Origin of the sequence: Nocardia sp. NPDC050799 (assembly GCF_040654015.1) — a bacterium.
Taxonomy (GTDB): Bacteria; Actinomycetota; Actinomycetes; order Mycobacteriales; family Mycobacteriaceae; genus Nocardia.
In genome coordinates, this window is the sequence record NZ_JBFAHF010000018.1 from 35538 (window position 1) to 59417 (window position 23880).

General features: G+C 67.5%; 24 protein-coding genes. 15 read left to right on the forward strand and 9 right to left on the reverse strand.

The window, feature by feature from the left end; genetic code table 11:
- The 5 genes from AB0H42_RS19670 to AB0H42_RS19690 all read left to right on the forward strand — a co-directional run.
- Nucleotides 1-3009: IPT/TIG domain-containing protein (locus AB0H42_RS19670; protein WP_357057648.1), on the forward strand; the 3009-nt coding region annotated here is incomplete at its 5' end.
- A gap of 368 nt (nucleotides 3010-3377) precedes the next feature.
- Nucleotides 3378-3875 (forward strand): pyridoxamine 5'-phosphate oxidase family protein, encoded by a 498-nt coding sequence (locus AB0H42_RS19675; RefSeq protein ID WP_357057650.1) that lies wholly within the window; start codon nucleotides 3378-3380, stop codon nucleotides 3873-3875.
- Between the two features lie 49 nt (nucleotides 3876-3924).
- A complete protein-coding gene (locus tag AB0H42_RS19680) occupies nucleotides 3925-4362 on the forward strand; it encodes a VOC family protein (RefSeq protein WP_357057652.1) in 438 nt (145 codons plus the stop codon).
- 152 nt (nucleotides 4363-4514) lie between these two features.
- Nucleotides 4515-4997 (forward strand): LOG family protein, encoded by a 483-nt coding sequence (locus AB0H42_RS19685; RefSeq protein ID WP_357057654.1) that lies wholly within the window; start codon nucleotides 4515-4517, stop codon nucleotides 4995-4997.
- 98 nt (nucleotides 4998-5095) lie between these two features.
- Nucleotides 5096-5626, forward strand: a complete 531-nt coding sequence (locus AB0H42_RS19690; RefSeq protein WP_357057656.1) for a 2'-5' RNA ligase family protein — start codon at nucleotides 5096-5098, stop codon at nucleotides 5624-5626.
- 71 nt (nucleotides 5627-5697) lie between these two features.
- Here AB0H42_RS19690 and AB0H42_RS19695 read toward each other — a convergent pair whose 3' ends face one another.
- A complete protein-coding gene (locus AB0H42_RS19695) occupies nucleotides 5698-6561 on the reverse strand; it encodes a MerR family transcriptional regulator (protein WP_357057658.1) in 864 nt (287 codons plus the stop codon).
- 108 nt (nucleotides 6562-6669) lie between these two features.
- On the opposite strand from AB0H42_RS19695, the gene AB0H42_RS19700 reads away from it, so the two are divergent.
- A complete protein-coding gene (locus AB0H42_RS19700; RefSeq protein WP_357057660.1) occupies nucleotides 6670-8211 on the forward strand; it encodes an MFS transporter in 1542 nt (513 codons plus the stop codon).
- The gene (locus tag AB0H42_RS19705) at nucleotides 8208-8804 is read left to right on the forward strand and encodes a TetR family transcriptional regulator (RefSeq protein WP_357057662.1); all 597 of its coding nucleotides are present in this window, start codon (nucleotides 8208-8210) and stop codon (nucleotides 8802-8804) included. Before AB0H42_RS19700 ends, AB0H42_RS19705 begins: the two co-directional genes overlap by 4 nt.
- 76 nt (nucleotides 8805-8880) lie before the next feature.
- Here AB0H42_RS19705 and AB0H42_RS19710 read toward each other — a convergent pair whose 3' ends face one another.
- Nucleotides 8881-9693, reverse strand: a complete 813-nt coding sequence (locus AB0H42_RS19710) for an SDR family NAD(P)-dependent oxidoreductase (protein WP_357057664.1) — start codon at nucleotides 9691-9693, stop codon at nucleotides 8881-8883.
- 84 nt (nucleotides 9694-9777) lie between these two features.
- On the opposite strand from AB0H42_RS19710, the gene AB0H42_RS19715 reads away from it, so the two are divergent.
- The 4 genes from AB0H42_RS19715 (at nucleotide 9778) to AB0H42_RS19730 (ending at nucleotide 13909) form a co-directional block, all read left to right on the forward strand.
- Complete coding sequence (locus AB0H42_RS19715; protein ID WP_357057666.1) at nucleotides 9778-10329, forward strand: helix-turn-helix domain-containing protein; 552 nt, start codon at nucleotides 9778-9780, stop codon at nucleotides 10327-10329.
- Between the two features lie 354 nt (nucleotides 10330-10683).
- A complete protein-coding gene (locus AB0H42_RS19720) occupies nucleotides 10684-11367 on the forward strand; it encodes a TetR/AcrR family transcriptional regulator (protein ID WP_357057668.1) in 684 nt (227 codons plus the stop codon).
- Nucleotides 11364-12245, forward strand: a complete 882-nt coding sequence (locus AB0H42_RS19725; RefSeq protein WP_357057670.1) for an alpha/beta hydrolase — start codon at nucleotides 11364-11366, stop codon at nucleotides 12243-12245. The genes AB0H42_RS19720 and AB0H42_RS19725 overlap by 4 nt, the downstream gene beginning before the upstream one ends.
- 203 nt (nucleotides 12246-12448) lie before the next feature.
- The gene (locus AB0H42_RS19730; protein WP_357057672.1) at nucleotides 12449-13909 is read left to right on the forward strand and encodes a DHA2 family efflux MFS transporter permease subunit; all 1461 of its coding nucleotides are present in this window, start codon (nucleotides 12449-12451) and stop codon (nucleotides 13907-13909) included.
- Here the strand turns inward: AB0H42_RS19730 and AB0H42_RS19735 are convergent.
- Nucleotides 13833-14378 carry a DUF5994 family protein gene (locus AB0H42_RS19735; RefSeq protein WP_357057862.1) on the reverse strand — a complete coding sequence of 182 codons (546 nt, stop codon included), beginning with the start codon at nucleotides 14376-14378 and terminating at the stop codon, nucleotides 13833-13835. The genes AB0H42_RS19730 and AB0H42_RS19735 overlap by 77 nt on opposite strands.
- A gap of 92 nt (nucleotides 14379-14470) precedes the next feature.
- Between AB0H42_RS19735 and AB0H42_RS19740 the strand changes: the two genes are divergently transcribed.
- The gene (locus AB0H42_RS19740) at nucleotides 14471-15067 is read left to right on the forward strand and encodes a DUF5994 family protein (RefSeq protein WP_357057674.1); all 597 of its coding nucleotides are present in this window, start codon (nucleotides 14471-14473) and stop codon (nucleotides 15065-15067) included.
- A complete protein-coding gene (locus tag AB0H42_RS19745; protein WP_357057676.1) occupies nucleotides 15064-15540 on the forward strand; it encodes a DUF5994 family protein in 477 nt (158 codons plus the stop codon). The genes AB0H42_RS19740 and AB0H42_RS19745 overlap by 4 nt, the downstream gene beginning before the upstream one ends.
- Before the next feature lie 83 nt (nucleotides 15541-15623).
- Here AB0H42_RS19745 and AB0H42_RS19750 read toward each other — a convergent pair whose 3' ends face one another.
- Both AB0H42_RS19750 and AB0H42_RS19755 read right to left on the reverse strand, forming a co-directional pair.
- Entirely contained in the window at nucleotides 15624-16211 is a 588-nt protein-coding gene (locus tag AB0H42_RS19750) for a DUF308 domain-containing protein (protein WP_357057678.1), read from the reverse strand.
- 104 nt (nucleotides 16212-16315) lie between these two features.
- Nucleotides 16316-17221 (reverse strand): phosphotransferase, encoded by a 906-nt coding sequence (locus AB0H42_RS19755; protein WP_357057680.1) that lies wholly within the window; start codon nucleotides 17219-17221, stop codon nucleotides 16316-16318.
- Nucleotides 17222-17505: 284 nt separating this feature from the next.
- Between AB0H42_RS19755 and AB0H42_RS19760 the strand changes: the two genes are divergently transcribed.
- Both AB0H42_RS19760 and AB0H42_RS19765 read left to right on the forward strand, forming a co-directional pair.
- Nucleotides 17506-18720 (forward strand): phospholipase D-like domain-containing protein, encoded by a 1215-nt coding sequence (locus AB0H42_RS19760; protein ID WP_357057682.1) that lies wholly within the window; start codon nucleotides 17506-17508, stop codon nucleotides 18718-18720.
- Between the two features lie 287 nt (nucleotides 18721-19007).
- A complete protein-coding gene (locus AB0H42_RS19765; protein WP_357057684.1) occupies nucleotides 19008-19487 on the forward strand; it encodes an STAS domain-containing protein in 480 nt (159 codons plus the stop codon).
- A 53-nt stretch (nucleotides 19488-19540) separates the two neighbouring features.
- Here AB0H42_RS19765 and AB0H42_RS19770 read toward each other — a convergent pair whose 3' ends face one another.
- The 4 genes from AB0H42_RS19770 to AB0H42_RS19785 all read right to left on the reverse strand — a co-directional run bounded on the left by AB0H42_RS19770 (nucleotide 19541) and on the right by AB0H42_RS19785 (nucleotide 23762).
- Entirely contained in the window at nucleotides 19541-20584 is a 1044-nt protein-coding gene (locus tag AB0H42_RS19770) for an FAD-dependent monooxygenase (protein ID WP_357057686.1), read from the reverse strand.
- 174 nt (nucleotides 20585-20758) lie between these two features.
- Nucleotides 20759-21745: a glycine betaine ABC transporter substrate-binding protein gene (locus AB0H42_RS19775; RefSeq protein ID WP_357057688.1), complete on the reverse strand. Its 987-nt coding sequence runs from the start codon at nucleotides 21743-21745 to the stop codon at nucleotides 20759-20761.
- Entirely contained in the window at nucleotides 21742-22479 is a 738-nt protein-coding gene (locus AB0H42_RS19780; protein WP_357057690.1) for an ABC transporter permease, read from the reverse strand. Before AB0H42_RS19780 ends, AB0H42_RS19775 begins: the two co-directional genes overlap by 4 nt.
- Nucleotides 22476-23762, reverse strand: coding sequence for an ATP-binding cassette domain-containing protein (locus AB0H42_RS19785; RefSeq protein ID WP_357057692.1), 1287 nt, complete (start codon nucleotides 23760-23762; stop codon nucleotides 22476-22478). The genes AB0H42_RS19780 and AB0H42_RS19785 overlap by 4 nt, the downstream gene beginning before the upstream one ends.
- Nucleotides 23763-23880: the final 118 nt, after the last annotated feature.

Consider the following 23880-nt stretch of genomic DNA (forward strand, 5'->3'; position numbering starts at 1 on the left):
GTCTCCTACACCTACGTCGCGGTACCCACCCTCACCACGGCGGCACCGAACGCCGGTCCGGTGACCGGCGGGACGACGGTCGTGCTCACCGGCACAGGTTTGACCGGTGCGACCGCGGTGAATTTCGGTGCCACACCGGCGACCTCGTTCGTGGTGGACTCCGACACCCAGATCACCGCCGTCGCTCCCGCAGGAGCAGCCGGAACAGTGTCGGTCACCGTCACCACCGTGGGTGGAACCAGTAACGGGGTCTCCTACACCTACGTCGCGGTACCCACCCTCACCACGGCGGCACCGAACGCCGGTCCGGTGACCGGCGGGACGACGGTCGTGCTCACCGGCACGGACCTGACCGGTGCGACCGCGGTGAATTTCGGTGCCACCCCGGCGACCTCGTTCGTCGTGGACTCCGACACCCAGATCACCGCCGTCGCTCCCGCAGGAGCGGCCGGAACAGTGCCGGTCACCGTCACCACCGTGGGTGGAACGAGTAACGGGGTCTCCTACACCTACGTCGCGGTACCCACCCTCACCACGGCGGCACCGAACGCCGGTCCGGTGGCCGGCGGGACGACGGTCGTGCTCACCGGCACGGACCTGACCGGTGCGACCGCGGTGAATTTCGGCGGTAACCCGGCGACCTCGTTCGTCGTGGACTCCGACACCCAGATCACCGCCGTCGCTCCCGCAGGAGCGGCCGGAACAGTGTCGGTCACCGCTACCACCGTGGGTGGAACGAGTAACGGGGTCTCCTACACCTACGTCGTTGTGCCGACACTGACCGCCATCGCCCCGAATGCCGGTCCGGTGGCCGGCGGGACGACGGTCGTGCTCACCGGCACGGACCTGACCGGTGCGACCGCGGTGAATTTCGGTGCTACCCCGGCGACCTCGTTCGTCGTGGACTCCGACACCCAGATCACCGCCGTCGCTCCCGCAGGAGCGGCCGGAACAGTGCCGGTCACCGTCACCACCGTGGGTGGAACAAGCAACGGGGTCTCCTACACCTACGTCGCGGTACCCACCCTCACCACGGCGGCACCCAACGCCGGTCCGGTGACCGGCGGAACCACGGTTGTCCTCACCGGAACAGGACTGACCGGTGCGACCGCGGTGAACTTCGGTGCTACCCCGGCGACCTCGTTCGTGGTGGACTCCGACACCCAGATCACCGCCGTCGCCCCCGCAGGAGCGGCCGGAACAGTGTCGGTCACCGTCACCACCGTGGGTGGAACAAGCAATGCCGTCTCCTACACCTACGTCGTAGTGCCGACACTGACCACCATCGCCCCGAATGCCGGTCCGGTGGCCGGCGGGACGACGGTCGTGCTCACCGGAACAGGTCTGACCGGAGCCACCGCGGTGAGTTTCGGTGCTACCCCGGCGACCTCGTTCGTCGTGGACTCGGCGACGCAGATCACCGCCGTCGCCCCCGCAGGAGCGGCCGGAACAGTGTCGGTCACCGTCACCACCGTGGGTGGAACGAGTAACGGCGTCTCCTACACCTACGTCGTAGTGCCGACACTGACCACGGCGGTGCCCAACGTGGGTTCGGTGGCCGGCGGGACGACGGTTGTCCTCACCGGCACGAACCTGACCGGTGCGACCGCGGTGAGTTTCGGTGCTACCCCGGCAACCTCGTTCGTCGTGGACTCCGACACCCAGATCACCGCCGTCGCCCCCGCAGGAGCGGCCGGAACAGTGTCGGTCACGGTCACCACCGCGGGCGGAACCACCAACGGGGTCTCCTACACCTACGTCGCGGTGCCCACGCTGACCACGGTGGCACCCAACGCCGGTCCGGTAGCAGGCGGAACCACGGTCACCATCACCGGGACGAATCTGACGGGTGCGACCGCAGTGAGCTTCGGTGCCACCCCGGCGACATCGTTCACGATCGACTCCGCCACCCAGATCACGGCGGTCGCCCCCGCAGGCACCGCCGGGACGGTACTGGTCACCGTCACCACCGTAGGTGGAACCAGTAACGGCGTCTCCTACACCTACGTCGCAGTGCCCACCCTCACCACGGCGGCACCCAACGCCGGTCCGGTGGCCGGCGGGACGACGGTCGTGCTCACCGGCACGAATCTGACGGGAGCGACCGCGGTGAATTTCGGCGGTAACCCGGCAACCTCGTTCGTCGTGGACTCCGCCACCCAGATCACCGCCGTCGCCCCCGCAGGAGCGGCCGGAACGATACTGGTCACCGCCACCACCGTAGGCGGTACCAGCAACGGGGTCGCCTACACCTACGCGGCGGTGCCGACACTGACCACGGCGGTGCCCAACGCCGCTCCGGTGACCGGCGGCACCACGGTCGTACTCACCGGGACGAATCTGACGGGTGCGACTGCGGTGAGTTTCGGTGGCAACCCGGCGGCTTCGTTCAGTGTCGACTCCAGTACTCAGATCACTGCCATCGCCCCGGCTGGGTCGGTCGGGACGATACTGGTCACCGTCACCACAGCCGGCGGCACCAGCAACGGGGTCTCCTACACCTACGTCGCGGTGCCGACACTGACGACCATCGCACCGAACGCCGGTCCGGTGGCCGGCGGGACCACGGTCGTGCTCACCGGAACAGGTCTGACCGGTGCCACGGCGCTGAATTTCGGTGCTAATCCGGCAACGTCGTTCGTCGTGGACTCCGACACCCAGATCACGGCGGTCACTCCTGCCGGGACGGCTGGGACGGTACTGGTCACCGTCACCACTGCGGGGGGAACCGTCGACGGCGTCTCCTTCACCTATGCGGCGGTGCCCACCCTGAGCGCGGTCAGCCCGGCTTCGGGCACGGCGGCCGGCGGGACCACGGTCACCATCACCGGGACGGCATTGACAGGTGCGACCGCGGTGAACTTCGGTGCTACCCCGGCGACCTCGTTCGTCGTGGACTCCGACACCCAGATCACCGCCATCGCCCCCGCCGGCGCGGTCGGGACGATACTGGTCACCGTCACCACCCCGGGCGGTACCAGCAACGGGGTTTCCTACACCTACCTCTGACAGCTGGTGCGGCCGGGCCGTCGGCGGGCAATTGCCTGTCGACGGCCCGATCGCGTTTCGGTCCAGAGTGCGGAGCCGTCATTATGGACGACCGTTGCCGGCATGCTCGACCACCTCGGCTACGACGGCGCGATCGGCACCGTCACCGCCACAGATTTCGTAATTCGCCGGCCCACCCGGACATCGGACGGGACAGTTGTTCACGAGTATCGGCGATAGGGCAGGATAACTCTGCCGGTGGACCGATCGCCGGCATCCCGTCCGGATATGAAGTTCGTGTGCCGTGGATGTCGAGAACGCCCGGGCGGCTCCGTCCCGGCGGTACGAGCAGCCGCACGATCGGCGATACCGACAGAGGAGCGACCAGCATGCAACCGAACGAGATCACCGCGATCCTGAACCGCCCGCTCAGCCAGGAGCTCCTCGCCCGTGACCTGCTCCGGATGGCCTACGTCGCCAAGGACGGTACGCCCCGTAACATCCCCATCGGATTCACCTGGAACGGCTCGCAGATCGTCGTCTGCACCTCGAAGAACGCCCCGAAGTTGCCCTCGCTGCGCCGCCACCCCGAGGTCGCGCTGACGATCGACACCGAGGTGCATCCGCCGAAGATCCTGCTCATCCGCGGCCGGGCAGAGCTGGACGTGGTCGACGGCATCCCGGAGGAGTACCTGCAGATGAACGGCAGCTACGAGATGACGCCCGAACAGCGCGTCGAGTGGGAGGCCGAGGTCCGCTCGCTCTACGACGGTATGGTCCGGATCGTCATCACCCCGACCTGGGCGAAACTCATCGACTTCGAGACCACCCTGCCCAGCGCTGTCGAGGAGCTGATCCAGCAGCGGGCCGATCGTCAGCGCGCCTGAGCCGATCAGCCCGGCCGGAAGGGGCCGTAATGAACCAGAGGAAAATGTCATGACGGTCCACCGGATGGATCACGCCGGCATCGTGGTCGAGGATCTCGCGGCTGCTGTCGCGTTCTTCGTCGAACTGGGTCTGGAACCGGAGGGCGAAGCAACAGTCGGGGGCCCGTGGGCCGACGACCTCCTCGGGCTGGACGGTGTCCGGGCAGACATCGCCGTCGTCCGGACTCCGGACGGCCACAGCCGGGTCGAGCTCTCGACGTTCCGCTCGCCGGTCACCACCGATACTGCGCCGCGCGCGGCGGTGACCACCCCGGGCATCCCGCGCCTGACGTTCGTCGTCGACGATGTCGAGGACGTCCTCGACCGGCTGCGCGGCCACGGCGCCGAACTCGTGGGCACGGTAGCCCGATACGAAGACATCTACCGCTACTGCTACGTCCGCGGCCCCGAGGGCATCATCATCGGACTGGTCGAGGAACTCCACTGATCGGTGTTCCTCGCCGTAAGTACACCGCCGGCCGGTCCCACAATCCCCGTATCGGCCGCACCGAGAACGCGCAGCCATGTGCCTCGAAGACCCGTTCGCCGAGACTACGAAAGCCGAGTCGCTCAGCCGTCGCCACTACCCAGGAGTCGAGGATGCCACCGATCCAGGTCGCCGTCTGCGGGCCCAGCAATTGCACCGACACCGACGCCGCCAATGCTCGCGAAGTCGGCAGACTGCTGGCCCGAGCCGGAGCCACCGTGCTGTGCGGTGGCGGTCGCGGGGTCATGGCCGCAGTAGCGGAAGGAGCATCCGCCGAAAACGGTTTGGTCATCGGCATCCGCCCCGATGCCGACCCGGCCGGGATCTGCGAGGGCCTTTCGGCTGTCCTCTACACGAACATGGGAGAGGCGCGTAACGCCATCCTGGTCCGGTCCGCCGACGCGGTCATCGTCGTAGGCGGTTCCTGGGGAACACTGTCCGAACTCGCACTTGCCAATCATCGCGGAAACACCCCGGTGATCACGCTCGGCGGCTGGAAGATCCGCGACGCCGAAGACAACCCCATCGACGCGGCCAGCACGGCAACCAGCCCGCTGGTCGCCGTGCGGACAGCTTTGGCGCAGAGCAGGGGCTAGGAGCTCCCGAAATGGAAAACCGATGGGCGAATCGCGCCGAACCCCCACCGGGCCACGGGATCGTCTCCTGGCACCTGCTGATGAGGCGATACCCGCAGGTGTGCGACGCTGCCATCGAGGCGCAAACAGCTTTGCGTTCTTTTCCCGGACTGCATATGACGCCGAGCGAGTGGCTTCATATAACCACGCTCATGGCCGGGCCGACAGAGGCCATCACTCGCGAACAGATGTCCGCGATGGTGTCGGCTGCACGAGCTCGACTGCGCGAGATCCCGCCCATTCCGGTATTCATCGAGAAAGTCATCTACCACGCCGAAGCCATTTCGCTCCGCGTGGAACCCGCGAAAGCACTGACCCCCATCCTCGAGGCGGTACGGTCCGCCACCCGGACGATCATCGGACCCGCAGTAGCGAGGGATCGCACCCCTTCGTCGTGGATTCCGCACGTCACCGTCGCGTACAGCACCGCCGACCAACCGGCGGGCCCGCTGATTTCGGCTCTGGGGGTGGTGATGCCGCGACGTGAGGCGTTGATCGATACTGTCACGCTGGTTGTTCAATGGGGCCCGGAAAGGCAATGGGACTGGGAGCCCGTCGGAACAGCCTGCTGTGCCGCCACGACGAGCTGAATCTGTGTCGAGGGTGGCACCGGATAGCGGTGCCACCCTCGACTCGGCTACGCCGGCCCTTCCCGAACCCGCTACCCGCGTGCGGCGTTCGCGGCCGTGATGAACTCGATCTGGGCCGGTGACGGCCCGCAGAACTCGCTCTCGATCCGATCGGATTCGCCGGCCTGCATCCGGTACAGGCTGTCGCGCAAGCCCGGGTCGCCACCGTGGAACCCTTCCAAGAGTTCCATCCACAGCGCCGCCATCTGCTGCGCCTCGGGTGCGGTCGGGTCCATACCGGCGGCGATCGCCGCGTCGACCTTCGGGATGAGCTCGGCCCATTCCGCTTCGACTTTCCGGATGTGCTGTTCACCGAGATCCTCCCGACGCTGCGCGAGCTGCGTCAACTGCCCCTCGGTGAAATATTCCTTGAAGGTGTCGTCGACCATCACGGTCCTCCTGATCACTTCCAGGAAGCGATCCGCGGATGCGTCCGGCCTGTTCTCCGCCGTAGCGGCCAGTGCCGCGACCAGGGCGTGAAGTTCCTGGGTCGCGGCCAGTTGCGCAGCCAGAAAGTCGCGATGAGCAGACAGCACCTGCGTCATCGCCACAGTGCCCGCGAGCAGGTCCGTGATCTGGTCCAGCCCCAGGCCCAGCTGACGAAGGGCCAGTACCTGGTAAAGACGCTCGACGTCGCCGGCGGTGTAGAGCCGGTGGCCGGTGCTTGTCCGCCCCGCAGGCTGTACCAACCCGATGCGGTCGTAGTGATGCAGCGTCCGCACCGTCAGTCCGGCCTCGGCCGCGAGTTCACCGACCTTCCATACGCGCTCGGTTCCGTGCTGGTCCATCCGTGTGATCCCACTTCCATAGGCGCACCGTGCGCCGGTGTCGCCGACGGTAGAACCTGACCTTACGTCAGGTTCAAGCCGCGACACCCCACCGAATCCGGCAGCCACGCCGCGCCGGAAGGAGCGTTCCCCCGGGGACAGCTCCGGTCTCTCTTCCTCCAATAGTTGAACGATGGTACAAATAGTACGAGTGTTCAACTAGATCGAGGAGGCGGGATGCGCACGGGACAACCGGCCGGATGGCGCGAATGGGGTGGCCTTGCGGTGCTGGCCTTGCCGACCATGCTGTTGGGGCTGGATGTGACCGCGCTCTACCTGGTCGTGCCGAGTCTGGCCGTGGACCTGGACCCGAGCGCGACCGAGATGCTGTGGATCATGGACGCCTACGGCTTCTTCATCGCTGGATTCATGGTCACGATGGGGACTGTGGGCGATCGGATCGGACGGCGCCGGTTGCTGATGATCGGAGCGGCGGCATTCGCCGCAGCCTCCGTCTTCGCAGCGTTCGCTCCCGGCACCCTGTGGCTGATCGTGGCACGCGCACTTCTCGGCGTCGCCGGAGCTACGCTGATGCCCTCGACCCTGTCCCTGATCAGCACCATGTTCACCGACGCCCGGCAACGCGCGCTGGCCATCGGGGTGTGGGCCACAATGTTCGCTGCGGGGATGGCCGCGGGTCCGGTCGTCGGCGGGATCTTGGTCGCCACCTTCTGGTGGGGTGCGGTCTTCCTCATCGCGGTACCGGTCGCATTACTGGTTCTGGCCGGCGCACCGTTACTGCTACCGGAGTACCGGACGCGCACCGGCGGGCTCGACGCGCTCAGCGTCGGTTTGTCCTTGGGGGCGATGCTGCCGATCATCTATGCGATCAAACATGCTGCCGCCCACGGATTCGATTTCCAGGCCGTGGCCGCCGTCCTCCTCGGTGGTGGCGCTACAGTCGCGTTCGTCCGTCGTCAGCTGCGCCTCGTGGAGCCGCTGCTCGATATGAAGCTGTTCACGAACCCGGCCTTCTCCGCGGCGCTCTCGGTGTTGCTGATCGGTTTGGCCGGGTTCGGTGGCGTGATGTTCCTGGTGACCCAATACCTGCAGCTCGTCACCGGCCTGTCACCGACCGCCACCGGCTTGTGGATGGGCCCGCCCGCACTGGCCATGCTCATCGGCGCGATCGGCGCCCCGCTGTTGGCCGGCCGCGTCCCGCCCGGCGTCATCATGGCGGGCACCCTGGCGCTGTCGCTGGCCGGATACGGGCTGCTGGCCTCGGCCGGGACGGACAGCAGGCCGGCCGTCGTCGCCGGATTCGCACTCGTCTACCTGGGACTCGGGGTTATCGCCGCACTGGGGACCGACATCGTCATGGGTGCCGCGCCACCGGACAGGTCCGGTTCGGCGGCGGCACTGTCCGAAACCGTTCAGGAGTTCGGGATCGCCGCAGGCGTCGCACTCCTGGGCAGCCTCACCACCGCCATCTACCGGCGCAACGTCGAAACACCCTCCGGGCTATCGGCATCCGTGGCCGAGACCTACGGCGACAGCCTCTCCGGCGCCTCATCGGTCGCGGACCGGATCCCGGCCGACGCTTTCGACCATGCGCGAAGCGTGTTCACCGCCGGTCTCAACACGGCCGCCCTCGTCGCGGGCATCGCCATCGCCGTCGCTTCCTCGGCCTGCTTCGTGATGCTCCGGCATATCCGGGCCCCCGACGAGGCCGGCCGTGCAGCAGAGCCGATAGCCTCGACACCCGGGAGCAATCGATGACGGATGAAACAATGACGGCCGCACACGACGGTGGGCACGAAACGGTCGATGGACGCACACTGCGTGGCCGGCTTCGGCGCGCCCAGATCATCGAGGCAACGCTCGAAATCGTCCGCCGCGACGGTGCGACCGGCGTCTCCCACCGCACCGTCGCCAAGGAAGCCGGAATCACCACCAGCCTCACGCTCTACTACTTCGCCACCCTGGACGATCTGCTGATAGCCGCCCTGACCAGCGTTACAGACGAATACACCCGCCGCATCCGTCACCTCATCGATACCGCGGACGACCCACTCACCGGCCTGGCGGAGCTCATCGCCGAATCCGGCGGACCCGGACGTGAGCGAGCACTCGCCGAACGCGAACTGTCGACCCTCGCCGCCCGCCGGCCCGCCCTACGGCCGATCGCGCGCCACTGGCGCGACAGCGTCGCCGAACTCGCCCGAACACAAACCGACGACACCGATACGATCGAGGCCTTCGTGGCCTTGTCCGACGGCCTGTGCACTGCCATCCTCCTCGACGACCGCGAAGCCGACCCGGGTCACATCCGGGCAGTACTCCGCAAGGCAGTACTTCGAAGCAGTCGGTAGCCGCATCGGACAGGCCGACCAGGGGGTACCGCGGGCGTACAGGGGGCGAGGGCCGTTCGGCCGGCACCGATTCGGGTCAAAGGATCTTCTCGACGGCCGAGGCGAGGCGTACCGCGTCCTCCTCGTCATGGGTCCCGGCGGTGAGCGGGCGCGCCGCGGCACCGCGGTAGGAGGCGCGGCCCGGGGTCGGGGTGTCGATGATGTCGACGATCGGCCGGACCGCGTCGTCGGGGCTTCGGCCGAGCAGAGGCGCCAGAACCGCGGCGGCGGCCTTCATGCCCAGCCCCACCTCGCCGGCGAAGCTGGAGCGGACCAGCCGGTCCGGCCCCCAGGTGATGTAGCCGAGGTCAGGGTTCTGCTCGGTGGCGAGGATTCCCAGCAGTTCGTTGGCTCGGCGCTGCTGGGCGTTGGAGCGTTTGAAGGTGAACCCGTCCAGCATCTCGAGGTCGTCTAAGTCGATGGCGTCCGGGCGGGTGCCCGGGACGGCGAAGTTCACGACGACCGGGCTGTCGCTGGCACGCAGGAGGCCGGCGAGTCGCGTCACGAACAGGTACTTGCCGAGGAAGAACAGCGACCAGGACGCCTCGTGCCCTTCGGGTGTCATGTGCCGGCGCTGCCGGATGAACGACGCGGCGAGCACCAGCGCGTCGATTCGTTTGTAGTTCTCCCGCAGATGCTCGACCACGCGGCGGTTGTCCGCGACGAGGGAGAGATCGGCCGCGATGAACTCGGCCCGGTCCGGCGCGGCCGGGTGCCGGCGCGCCACCAGCGCGGCGAACTTGGCACTGCTGCGCCCGATCACCACAACTCGATGCCCGGCGGCGAGATAGTGGCGCGCCAGGGCCGCGCCCATCCCGTCCGTACCTCCCGTGATCACGATCGTCCGCATGCCACTCCCACTCTTACCGGAACCCGTGTTCCGGAACAGGCTACATCAACCGGAACGCATGTTCCACATTGCTAGGATGGCGATATGACAGAAGGCCGGAAACAGCGACGTGACGCTGTGGCGAACAGGGAAAGGATTCTCACCGCGGCCGAGGACGCGTTCCGTCAACACGGCCTCTCCGTCGACATGCGTACTGTCGCGGCCGCGGCGGGAGTCGGCATCGGCACGCTGTACCGGCATTTCCCCACCCGGGAAGACCTCGTGCAGGCCATCACCGGGACCGATCTGGCCGACCTCGCCGTAGCCCGGCTCCGCGACGGGGCTTCGGCGATCGACGGATTACGCGAATTCTTCACCGGCGCACTGGCTCGGCTCCGCGCCAACCAGGCCATGATCGACCTACTGGCCGGCGGGTCCCCCGCCGACGCGGATCTCGAGCGCTGCCTCGACCATCTGAGATCCGTCGGCCGCGACGCCGTGGACCGATCCGCCATCGACCGGACACTTGCCCCCGATGTCACGGCAGACGATATCGCCTACCAGTTGCTCGGCCTCATCCGTATCGCACAGATCGTCCCGGAGCCGAGCACGATCGAGCACCAGGTCGAACTCGCGCTGCGTGGGTTGGCCGCCTGACAGAACCCGGGCACGGCGATCTGCCCACCCTCGCCGGATACGCGAAGGCGCCGGTTCCGCTGTCGTCACCATCGGCGCCCCCTCTCGCGCTCGGCCTCAGACATCGCTCTCGTCGCTGTATTCATCGAATTCCCCGCCACCTGGCACACATAGGCTACCGCCCTGAGATCGCTCGCAGGAGTGATCGGACGTGCCTCGACACCGCTTGACGGTCATCCCCGACCATCCGATTCGAATCGAGCAGCACCCCGTCGGCTATTTCAACCCCGAACAGTCCGCATCTCGATGCGCACATCCAGCTGTTATCGTAGTGACTAATATTCATATTTTGGTCACTACAACGACTGGAGCCTTATGCCCCGCCCCCTCGTCCCCGACCGGCGCGGCAGGATCCTGACCGCGGCCGCCGATCTGATCCTCGAAACCGGCTGGCCGCACACCACGGTCGCGGATATCGCCGAACGCGCCGGTATCGGCAAAGGCGCCGTCTACCGCGAGTTCGCCGACAAAGCGGCCATCCTGGACGCCGTCCTCGGCCGCAGCATGCGCCGGATGACCGCGCGGGTTCACCAGCAGGTGCTCGACGCCGACGGCGTGGTCGATCTACCCGCCGTGTACCGGTTCGGCGTGGCGGCACTGCTGTCCGAACCGCTCATGCGCGCGCTGTATCTGGGCGATGACGCGGTCCTGGGCGAACACGTCCGCGGGGTCACCGACCAGCGTTACGCGATGCGTTTCGGCTGGCTCGCCGATTACATCGAACGACTGCAACGTGCCGGAGTGGTCGTGGACACCGTGCCGAGCGAGACCATCACCCGGATGCTCGGCTTCTTCACCGTGGGCCTGATCAACGCCCCGGGCATTCTCGGCGCGGGGAGCCCGGCGGAGTTCGGCGATGTCGTCACACTGTTCGCGGATCTGACGGGTCGCGGACTGGCCGGCCCCGGGCCGGTGGACGCCGCGGCCGCCCGCCGCGCCCAGCTCACCTTGCTCGATCAACTGTCGGATCAACTCGCTCGGCCGGGGGACTCCCTATGACCCTCACCGCTTTCGCCTCTCATACCGACCTCGTCGTTCGCGGCGGCCCGGTCCGCCACTACCGATCCGGCGACCACGGAACTCCCGTGCTGCTCCTGCACGGCGGCATGCTCGACACCGCCGAAGGCGTCTGGCGCGATGTCGCGCACCGCCTGGCGACGAGATACCAGGTTCATGCGATCGACCTGCCCCGGCACGGGGCCAGCAGACCATGGCACGGCCGCCTGGACCGCAGGTTCTTCGACGACTTCTTCGACGACCTGCTCGAACAACTGGCACTCCCCCGAACAGCGCTCATCGGATTGTCTCTCGGGGGCGGACTCGGTATCGGATACGCCCTGCGCCACCCCGAACGAGTCTCGGCATTACTCGCGATCGGACCGGGTGGTATCGGCGCGAAACGGCGCGCCCAGTTCAGCACCTGGGCGATGATCAATACACCGGGACTCCTGGAACTCACTAGCAAATACCTTGCCCGCAGCCCGAAAACACTCCGGAAGTCGATGATCGGCAGCCTCACCGCCGGAGTCGATACCCCCGGCTTCGACAGGATCCTCGACCTCGTCCGATCCGAAGCGCACGCCAAGGCCGAGTACGGTGAACCGGCGCTCGACGATTGGATGGTCGACGCGTACGGACCCTGGAGCATGCGGCTGAACTACCTCACCGAACTGCCCGGGCTCGAGGTGCCCAGCCTCTGGATCCGCGGCGAACACGACACACTGGTCGGCCATACCGAACTCGCCGCCGCCGCAACGACAGCACCCGGCGGAGAGCTGATCACGATACCCGGAGCCGGTCATATCGTCACCTATGACCAGCCGGCCGAATTCGTGCGCGTGGCCGCAGAATTCCTCGGTCGCGTCGAGCACCGCTGAACCGACCCCCGGCAGCAATTCCGAACCGGAACCCGCAGACAGAAATCCGGGCCCGAACTGCGCCACGGGCACTCGCCTCTTTCGGCTGTCGCCATTCTCACACCCCATTGACCTCAATATTGCTCGAGGTAACAGGCTTTCCGCAGGGTCTCCCGACCAGGCGATACCGGTTCGCCATCCCACCCGCACCGAAAGCCAGGGCCATGATCACCACCGAGACGACGCCGGCACCACCGGCCGACGCCCGTAATCCACTGACCATCGCGCTCGTTCTCGTGGTCGGAGCGATCATGGCGACGCTCGATCAGACCATCGTCAACGTCGCCATCAACAAACTGTCCGTGCAGTTCCACGCCGGTCTGAGCACGATCCAGTGGGTGGCCACCGGGTATTCGCTCGCGCTCGGCGCGGTGATGCCGGCCTCGGCGTGGCTGGTCGGTCGTTTCGGGGCGAAGCGGCTGTATCTGGCCGCGGTCGCCGTGTTCGCGGGCGGCTCGGTGCTGGCGGGGCTGGCCTGGAATATCGAGACTCTGATCGCGTTCCGTGTCGTGCAGGGCGCGAGCGGCGGGTTGCTGATGCCGGTGGCGATGACGATCCTGTTGCGCGCGGCCGGGCCGGAGCGGCTGGGCCGCGCGATGAGCACGCTGGGATTGGCCGTGCTGGTCGGCCCGCTGCTGGGCCCGGTGATCGGTGGCTACCTCATCGACGAGGTGTCGTGGCGGTGGATGTTCTTCATCAATTTGCCACTGGGCGCACTGGTTCTGCTCCTGGCGGCGAAAATGCTGCCCGGCGATGCGCCGGAGCCGCCGCGCGTGCTGGATATCGTCGGCCTGCTGCTGATGTCGCCGGGGCTGGCGCTGCTGATCTACGGAGTGACCGCCGCGGGTGAGCACGCCGGTTTCGCCACACCGGCGGTATGGGTGCCCATCCTATTGGGCGGCGGCCTGGTGGCCGCGTTCGTGCGCCGCTCGCTGACCACCCCGGTGCCGCTGCTGGATCTGCGGGTGCTCGGCAATCGGATCACCGGCACGTCGGCCGCGCTACTGGCGCTGTTCGCGAGTGGCTACTTCGGGTCGATGCTGCTACTGCCCCTGTACTTCCAGGTGGTGCGCGGCGAATCGGCCCTGGTCGCCGGCGCGCTCGCTATTCCGTTCGCGCTGGCGTCGGGCGCGACCATGCAGGTGGCGGGCAGGTTGATCGATCGGATTCCGCCCGGTCGCTACCTGCCGGGCTCGATCACGGTGGCGCTCATTGGTTTCGTGCTGTTCGTGATCCAGCTCGACGCGGACGCGCCGTACTGGGCTCTCGCCGCCACCATGCTGCTGATGGGCGCGGGCGGTGGCGGCACCGTGATGCCGGTGCTGACGACCGCGACCCGGCCATTGCACCGGGACCAGCAACCCGCGGGATCGACGGTGCTGAACATGATCAGCACCACCGCGCTCGCGCTCGGCACCGCGGCGACCTCGGTGACCCTGGCCGCGTTACTGCCGGCGGACGGCGGGCTGCAGGCCGTGCACGGTATGGACCCGGCACAGCGGGCCGCGCTCACTCCCGCCTTGGCGGAAGCCTTCCAGCACACCTACCTCATCGCCCCGGCCATGATCGCACTGGCCCTGATCCCCGCGCTGCTGCTGCCCGGGCGCCGAGCACCCGGCCGGTGATCAGAGTTCGTGGTTCATGACCGGAATTGGTTCGCCGCACGATCACCGTGCCGTCGGTGCCGCACAGGTACATGGTGCCGAACAATGCGAACGGATACGGGTCCAGTCGGGTGGTGCGGTCGATGATCAGATGCCGATCGGCCGGTGACCAGGTGCCCGGGTCGTAGACGACGCGCCCTATCGGCCCGGCCGGCTGCCGGAGTTCACAAATCAGCTCGCGCAGTTCGGTAGCAAGGTTGCTCGATCGTGACCACCAGGCCGCATCGAAATAACCGCTCGGCGACGACGGTCGGTGTGCCGATCCGCTTCCCGAGTGTCTTCCTGACCCACCGTGAACAGCGGCACCGACGACAACAACAACACCGCCGACACCGACAATGACCTCTCGGTCGTCGGCACTCCAAGAGCGCAGGTCACTGTGTATAGGTGTGCACGGTGATCCGGTGTGCCCGGCGGGTAGAGTGAAAATGCCGGAAGGCTATTCGTATGGAACCACCCGTGGTTTCGTCGTCGCCCGGCAAATAGAGAGGGCTCGCTACGCGGGCCCGGAGGAGCGTCGCGATGACGCTACAACACGAGCCGATCCTGCTGGACCGCTCTCCACGCTTTTCCCTCCGCAGCCGACCGTCGGCGTCACACCGGTTACCGACACCACGAGCACCCCACCCCGGGGTGGTCGGCGGGGCCTGGTGGCCCCACTCGACCGATTTGGCCGCCGAAATGACAGATCTGGAGAAGCTACTGGCCGGTCGGGCAGTCAGCGTCGACCGCATCATGTACGACCTGGGCACCTGGCGGCCGGCCCCGAAGCGCATGGTGATCGGCGAGCGTTCGGTTCGCCTGGACGGATACCGGCATCTGCCCGCCCACACACTCTGTGTCCTGGACCTGGACCGCACACGCCTCGTGCTGCTGGTGATTCCTGCGGCCACCGCCACCGCTACCGCTCAGGCGCTGCTGTCCGCCGCGTCTCGCCCGGGCAATGAACTCACTGCCGACGAACTCGTGGCGGCCGACACCCGGCACAGCCTCGGTCGCGACCGGAACGAGGACGCGTTGTCCCGCTGGGACGACGAAGGAGGTAACCGCGGGAAGGCAGACCAGCACGATCGACCCATCGCCTTCGCAGGGACCGCGGCCGCGGGTGGACCGACATGACACAGCACCCGCCGCAGGGCAGCGGCGCCGCCGCCGACCGTGGTCTGGGACTCTTCCGGGCCACAGCCGATGGCGGACAACCCTTCGATACGCCGACGCGCACGCCGCGGCTGTTGCTGCGCGACCGTGGCGATGAATCCACCGGTGTCGACGGCGCCTGGTGGCCCCGAACCGGTAACCTCACCACCGAACTACACAGCCTGGTCACCGCGCTCACCACGCGACTGGGCACGACCACACGCATCACCTTCGACTGGAATTCGCTGAGCCGGTCCCAACGTCGCATCGACCCTCCCGACGGGATCGAGGTCACCGGACCGCTCCCGGACCAACCGACCGACGTGATGTACGTCTACGGCCCGCACGATCGGCGCCTTCGCTTGTTGGTGGTCAACCCCACCACCGACCCGTCCCACGCCGAAGCGCGGATCCGCAAGGCCGTGAGCGCCACTACGGACCAGCCGCAATTCTGAACCATTCCGCCGTGTCGACAAGGTCTGCCTCGGTACGCAGCGGAAACCCGCGGCGATTGCCGAATGATTGCCGCGGTGTGAGATCAGAGGGCATTCGGGGTGGTCTTCGCCCGGCCACGCACCTGAAACGCGCCGATGACCTCCACGATGCCCATGAAGATCAACCACCAACCGGCCACCAGGGTCAGGACCGCGACGGAGTTGAACGGCCAGATGATCAACATCCCGCCGCCGATCAGCAGCACGATGCCGAAGAAGACGTTCCAACCGCGCCCGGAGGCGCCCGAGGGCGCGTCGGCAGCGGCGACCAGCACCGTGACGCCGCGGAACATCCAGCCGATACCGATCCACAGGGCCATCAGCAGGATCGCATCGCCGAGATGGCGTAGCGCGAAGAAACCCAGGATGAACGACAGCACCGCGCTGACGATCAACATGGCCCGCCAGCCGCCCGACACATGACCGCCGAACGCCGCGACCAATTGGAAGACGCCCGAAACCAGCAGGTAGATACCGAACAGAACGGCCAGGACCACAATCGTCGGACCGGGCCAGACCAGCACCATCACACCGACGACCACCGACACCAGGCCGATGACCAACATCGCCTGCCACGCGCTGCGGGCCAGTCGATGCAACGGCCCCTCGTACTGCGTATCGCTGGATGTCATGCAGGCATGATATGACGCCACCCGGCAATTGCTGATGATTCGCCGGGTTCGAAACGCGCCGGTGACGACATGGCCGGCGCAGGCCGTCCACTCACCTGCGAGTCCTACCGGCCGGGCGGCCGGCGTCCCGGAGCCGGCCGGAGCCGATGGAAGGCCGCCAGCCGTTGCCGGTGGTATTCGAGATCGTCCTCGTCATGCCGCACCCCGCGGGCGACGGCGATGCCGAAGTAGACCGCTTCCCGGCGCAACCGGTGGCGCATGAGCTGGGCAAGCGCGATGTCGTCGAGTTCTCCCGCGGTACCACCCGCGGCGACATAGGTATCGACGAACGCCCGGGCGCCGGACAGGTCACGGCCGAACTCGTCGGCGAACTCGAGCGCGGCCGAGGCCAGTTCGAGTTCCGGCGGGCCGATCGCGGCCTCGTCCCAATCGATCAAGGCCACCACATGGCCGTCGCGCGACAGCAGATTGCCTTCGTAGTAGTCGCCGTGCAGGGGCTGCGCACGCGCCGTCGCGGTGAAGGCGGCCAGCCAGCGGTCGAGGTCCGGGTCCGGTAGCTCGGCCGAGGGTGTGCCGGCCAGACCGACCTCGAGAAACGAGGGCCGGGGCCGCGGCGGTGGCCGGTGCTCGGCGAGGGCACGATGGACCCGGGCCAGCAGACCGGCCGCCTCGGTGAACTGGACCCGGTCCGTGCTATCGGCCCATCGGCCGTCGACCAGCGGCCACACGGTGACCGGGTGCCCGGCCACCATCTCCACCGTCGATCCGTCCGCGCGGGGCAGCGGCGCCACGACCTCCGGTACGGCGCGCGCGGCGGCGGCGATCCCGTGGCACCACTCCATCTCCTGCGGGTCACGCCGCGGCGATCCGATCCGCACGACCACCTCACCCACACGGTATGCGGCCGATTCCTCACCGCCGTGGAGTCGTTCGCTGTCGCCTTCGTATCCCCAGGACGCGGCGACCGCGGCCCGCATGTCCTCGGTGAGCGGAAGATCGATATAAACCACGCTCTCACTACTACCGGGTGGACGGTTCAGCTCTCGGCTCGGCCCCTGACCGTATCGGTCCGGGAGCACCCACGGCCGGGCACCCACTCGGCTCGCACCGGTGTGATCTCCGTCGGCGGCGATACGTTGCCGAAGTGATCGGGTATCGCCCGCTAGGTGGACCGCGCACCTGTGATCACCTCAGGGCACCGCGTAGCGGAGGCGGCACCACCGGTTAAGGTCGGAGCACACCGAGGAAGCGCCCATGCCGGTGTGGCGCTCGGTGTGCAGGCAGAGGAGTTATCGTGACCAGTACCCGAGACCTACGCGAGCCCGCCGAGTCGGCGCCTCGATTCGAGGAGTCTCCCACCGCGGCGGTCCGGATGCGCAGGCGACTGGAACGACTTCTCGGGGTCGCCGCCACCGAGGGGAACGCGCTGGTCGCGCTCCGCAACGGCGACGAAATCTTCCCGGCGATGCTGGATGCCATCCGTGACGCCGAGCACACCGTCGACATGATGACCTTCGTGTACTGGCAGGGCGATATCGCTCGGCAGTTCGCCTACGCGCTCGCCGAGCGCGCCGAGGCCGGCCTCCGGGTGCGGCTGCTGCTGGACGGTTTCGGCAGCCGGTCGATCGAGAAAGACCTGCTGACGCTCATGGAACGCGCGGGTGTCCAGGTCGCCTGGTTCCGGAAACCGATGTCCCTGTCTCCGCTCAAGCAGAATCACCGGTGTCACCGCAAAGTGCTGGTCGTCGATGAACAGACCGCGTTCACCGGCGGGGTGGGCATTGCCGAGGAATGGTGCGGCGACGCGCGCAACGAGCACGAGTGGCGCGATACCCATGTGCGGATCGAGGGGCCGGCGGTGGACGGCGTCGCAGCCGCCTTCGCGCAGAACTGGGCGGAATGCCACGATGCGCTCTTCGACGAGCGGGACCGCTTCGCACCGCAGCAGCATCACGGTTCGGCGATCGTCCAGGTGGTTCGCGGGTCGGCGAGCCTCGGCTGGCAGGATATGCAGACCCTGCTACGGGTGGCCATCGAATCGGCCGAACAACGGTTACGGCTGGCCACGGCCTACTTCTCGCCGGACGCCTACTTCATCGAACTGCTCTGCGCCGCCGCGCGACGGGGGGTGGAAGTCGAGATCCTGCTGCCCGGCCCGCACACCGATAAACGCGTATGCCAGCTGGCCGGTCAGCATTTCTACGGCGACCTGCTCGCCTGCGGGGTGAAAATCCTGCAATACCAGCCGACGATGATGCACGCCAAGGTCATCACGGTGGACGGGATCGCGGCCCTGGTGGGATCCACGAATTTCAACCGGCGCTCTCTGGACCACGACGAGGAGATCATGCTCGTGGTCTTGGACGAACAGTTCACCGCGACGCTCGACGAGCATTTCGACGCCGACGCGACCGTCAGCGAACCGATCGAGGAAAAACGCTGGCAGCGCCGATCGCTCGCGCAGCGCGTCCGGGAGGCCGCGATGTGGCCGATCCGCCGATATCTATGACAGGCGCCACAGGCGGCTCGCAGGCACAGCCGGAAAACGAAAACACCGGCTTCGCTTCCGGACCGGATCCGTGGTGGCGGACTCCGGACCGGTGTGCGGGCGCGCCCACCGAGAGCACGGACGGTATCGCACCGCGGATTGGTCCACGAAACGAAGGGTTCGGCGCGGACCACGCCGTTACCGGCCGGGACGTCTAGGCTCCGAACGGGGGTTCCCGAGTCGGCGTTGAAAGCACAGGGCCACTCCTACCAGGATGCGCAACGCGTCTCGAGCGATTCGAGTGCAGTATGAACCGTTCCCATGCCCGTCGCCCACCGCCTTTCGCCTCCGCGCCGTGGCGGTCGCCCCGTGATCAGCTGAGTTTCCGGATCCGCCGCCGTGGCGAGATAGTCCTGCTGACAGTACGTGGGCAGGCGGATGCCTTTACGCTGGCGCTGTGGCGGCAGCAGGTGCGTGCCGCCGCGGATACGGTCGCCGGGCCCCGGGGCGCGCTCGTCGTCGACGCCACCCGACTCGATTTCCTGTCGGTGCGCAGCCTCGCGGCGCTGTCCGACGAGGCGCAGGAGTACCGGCGTGCAGGCATCGAGATCGTCCTGGTCACCGCCGACCCGTCCATCGTCCGGATCGCCCGGGCCGACACCCGCACCGCGCTGCTACCGGTGCGCTCGACAGTGGTGAGCGCGCTGACAGCCGTTCATCTCCGGGACCGGACACCGGAGGTGAGAAGCCTCTCGACCACGCCCGGGCATCGTGCGCCGAGCCGATGATCCACGGTGCCGTAGTGGCCGGCGGCGCGGCACCCGCTCGGGATCGGCATCGATCACCCGCGCATTCTGCGGGCCACCCGGTCACGCTCCTCGGCGATCGCGCGGCGGCGGGCGACCATGGCCTCGGCCGGAGAGCCACCGCCGACGATCGCGTGGTGCACCGCTTCGATGTCCTCGATACCTTCTCGCGCGCCCACCCCCGCCGCAGGCGTGATGGCGTGATCCGCGTCGCCGACCAGGATCACCGGGGCCGCCGGCGCCGCCGCGGTCGCGAAAACGACATTGCGCGCATTGGAAACATGGACCTGTTCGGTGGTCGCCACCAGTGCCGCGGCCAGTTCCCGCACGGAGCGGGGTGCCGCCTCCACCACCGCGGCGGCCCAGCTCCGCACCGGCACGATCCCGGTCTCGGAGACCGGCAGCGGTTCCCGTTCGATGCGCAGGAACCACAGCGCCGAATCGGCGCCGGGCCGCCAGATATGGCCGAAGGTGGCCGCCGCGCGGGTGCCGGAGGCCGACTCGGCGTCGAAGTGCAGGACGAACGGGTCGGTGGGGCATTCGACAGGGGTCGCGGTCATTCCGTAGACCACCACATCTCCCGCGTACTCCGGGGTCCGGCCGGGTTCGGTGCCCGCGCGCGCCACCGAGTCGATACCGTCGGCACCGATCACCAGATCCCGCGCGGTGACCGTGCGGTCGCCGATACGCAGGGTGGTGTGCCCGGTCGTGGCGTCGACCGCGACCTCGGCGACCGGGCTGCCGTAACTGATCTCGGCGCCCGCGCGCACCGCGAACCGTTTCAGCACCGCGATCAGATCACCGCGCAACCAGAACCGGTGCCCTTCACCGGGCCGCCGCCGCATCACGCCGTCGTCGGGGGTGTACCGCAGTTCGCTCAGCGGGTACGAAGCCGCGTGCAGTTCTTCCTCCGGCACACCCAGCGAGATGAGACTGCGGTGGCCCCGGCCGTCGAGGATCAGGAACGCTCCGCCACCCCCGCCGTTGCGCTGCTCGTAGACCGTCACCGGCCGCCCGGCCCGCGACAGCGCGCCGGCCAGCGCGGTTCCGGCGATACCGCTTCCCAGGATGGTGATCATCGGATCTCCTTCGGCGAGTGGGCGCGCACGTAACCGATCGGTGGGCGGCAAGCGACCACAGCCGCTCTCCGCCCGGGGCGGTGCTCAGGGTCCGATGATGCACCCGCTCGCATACGGCCGGGCGGGCACTGCGGTCCCCGGTGCCCAACATACAAGACCGGCAACGCATCCGGTCTACTCGACGAGGTTCTCGCTCTTCAGCCAGTCGTAGGCCACATCGGCGGGATCCTCACCGTCGATATCGACCCGGCCGTTGAGCTCCTGCATCAGGTCATCGGTGAGCAGCTCGGAGATCGTGGCGAGCAACGGTGCCAGCTGCGGGTAACGGTCGACGATCTCACCGCGCACGACCGCTGTGCCGCTGTAGGGCAGGAAGAATTTCCGGTCATCGTCGAGCACGACCAGGTTCAGGTTCTTCACCCGGCCATCGGTGGTGTAGATCATGCCGAAATTGCAGGGTGCGCTCTTCGCCGTCGCCGTATAGACGACCCCGGCGTCCATCCGCGTGACATTGCCCGCCGGCACGCCGTTGGGATCGTTGTAGGGAATCCCGTACTTCTGCAGCATCGGAATGAAACCGTCGGAGCGACTGAAGAATTCGTCATCGACGCAGAAGGTCCGATCGCCGACGGGAAGCGCCGCGACCTCGGACAGCGATTTCACGCCCAATCGTTCGGCGGTGGGAGTCGACGCGCCGAACGCGTAGGTGTCGTTGAAATTGGCCGGCGGCATCCACTCCAGGTCGTAGTCGCGCTTCTCGATATCGTGGACGCGCTGCCACAGTTCCTGGGGATCGGAGATGGTCTCGGTCTGGTTGTGATAGTTGACCCATCCGGTGCCGGTGTACTCCCAGAGGATATCGGCGTCGCCGTTGAGCTGGGCCTGCCGGGAGGAGGCCGAACCCGGCGCCCCGGTGAGATCGGTGACCTGCGCGCCGGCGGCGGCGAGATAGGTCGCGGTGATCTTGCCGAGCAGCACACCCTCGGTGAAGCTCTTCGAGGTCACCACCAGCTTCGCGCCGTCCAGCGGTAGCTGCCCGTCCGGCAGGCGTGCGTCGTGGAAAGTACCCGACGAGCTCACCAGGCCGCATCCCGCGAGCAGCGAGATCGCCGCGAGGAGAACGGAAACCGTGGTGGCCAGTCGTGCCGGTGCCGGACTCATGCCACACCTCGCGGGGTCGCGGCCAGCTCGACGAGTCGGCCCAGCCAGTCGATGGTCAATGCCAGGAGCCCGACCAGGATCGCGCCGGAGATGAGCAGTTTCGGCAGGAACAGCGTGACGCCGGTGGTGATCAGCGTGCCGAGGCTGGTGGCGCCGATGAACGTGCTCAGTGTGGCGGTACCGACCAGGATGACCAGTGCGGTGCGGACACCGTTGAGGATCACCGGCACCGCCAGCGGCAGTTCCACCTGCAGCAGCGTCCGGGTGCCCGAGTAGCCGATCCCCCGCGAGGCCTCGATGGTGCGCTGATCCACCTGCCGCAGCCCGACGATGGTGTTCTGCAGAATCGGCAGGACGGCGTAGACGACGAGACCGACTATCGCCGTGCGGAATCCGGTGCCCAGCCAGAACGTGAACAGGACGAGCAGGCCGACGGCGGGCGCGGCCTGACCGACATTGGCGATATTGACCGCGATCGGCTCGAACCGCTTCAGCCCGGGCCGGGTCAGCGCGATACCCAGTGGAATGGCGATCACCACCACGATCACCGTGGCCACCACGGTGAGTTCGATATGCGCGACGATGGTGTTGCGCAGGTTCTCCCAGGCCAGCGAGGCCTGCTCGGTCGCGGTGAACGTCGTCGAGCGATACCACAGCAGGTAGCCGATACCGATCACCGCGATGATGAGCGGTTCGAACCACACATCGAGCGGGAAACGGCGTAGCCGGCTCATGACTGCTCGACCGATCCGGGTTCGTCGTCGGCGGCGACCACCGGGGTCGGCGCCGCATCGGTGCCGTCGACGTAGGTCACATAGGACGCGTCCGGCTCGTCGGCGCGGGCCTCGGCCAGTTTGTCCCGGATCAGCTCGGTCACCGAGTCGATGCTCAGCGAGCCGACCACCGCGCCCCGGCCGTCGGTGACCAGCGCGGCGCCCTGGCTGGTCGCGAGCATCGCGTCCAAGGCATCGTTGAGCGTCGAGGACCGCGCGACCACCGGCAGCCGCCGGTCGAGGAAATCGGAAATCTCGGGTTTGGTGGCCAGTTCGGTGAGAGTCGGCCAGGACCGCGGCCGACCGGCGGCGTCCACGACCACCACCCAGCTGTGCCCGGCGGCTTTCGCGCGTTCGATCACCGCCGGTGCGGATTCGCCGATCCGGGCGATGACCACCGTGTCGGACGGGACATCACGGACGCGGGAGACAGTCAGATACGCCAATTTCGCACCGGAGCCGACGAACTCCTCGACGAAGGGGGTGGCCGGATCGGTGAGGATGGCCTCCGGGCTCGCGTACTGCTCGATATGCCCGCCCTCGGAGAGGATGAGCACCTTGTCACCGAGTTTGGTGGCCTCTTCGAAATCGTGGGTGACGATCACGATGGTCTTGCCGAGTTCGTGCTGGATCGCGATGAGACTGTCCTGCAGGCGCGCCCGGGTGATCGGGTCGACCGCACCGAACGGCTCGTCCATCAGCAGCACCGGTGGATCGGCCGCCAGCGCGCGGGCCACACCGACGCGCTGCTGCTGGCCGCCCGACATATCCTTGGGAAGCCGGTCGGCGAAGGTCGCGGGGTCGAGGCCGACCAGATCGAGCAGGTATTCGGTGCGTTCGGCGATCCGCTTCTTGTCCCAGCCGAGCACACGCGGGATGGCACCCACGTTTTTGGCGACCGACCAGTGCGGGAACAACCCGCCGGACTGGATGACGTAGCCGATCGACTGCCGCAGCTTGTCCGCGTCCTCACGGGTGACATCGCGACCGTCGATGAAGATCCGGCCCTCGGTGGGTTCGATCAACCGGTTGATCATCTTGAGGGTGGTCGTCTTCCCACAGCCCGAAGGGCCCACGAAGGCGACGATCTCGCCGGCGGGAATCTCGAGGTCCAGCCGTTCGACCGCGGGCTTGCGCTGACCCTTGAACCGTTTGACGACCGAGTCCAGGGTGATCGATGCGCCGGTAACCGTACGCTCGGCCGTCGCCGTGGCCGTGCCGCTGCTCGTCACATCGCCGGTCATAGGGCCTCCTTCGAAGCGAGTTGACGTGATCCGCAGAGACCGGATCGAAGGCGAAAGTAGCGCCTCATAGGACCTCCCTCGAAGCGGTTTCTCTTTGTCGGCGAAGGCCCCAGCGAAG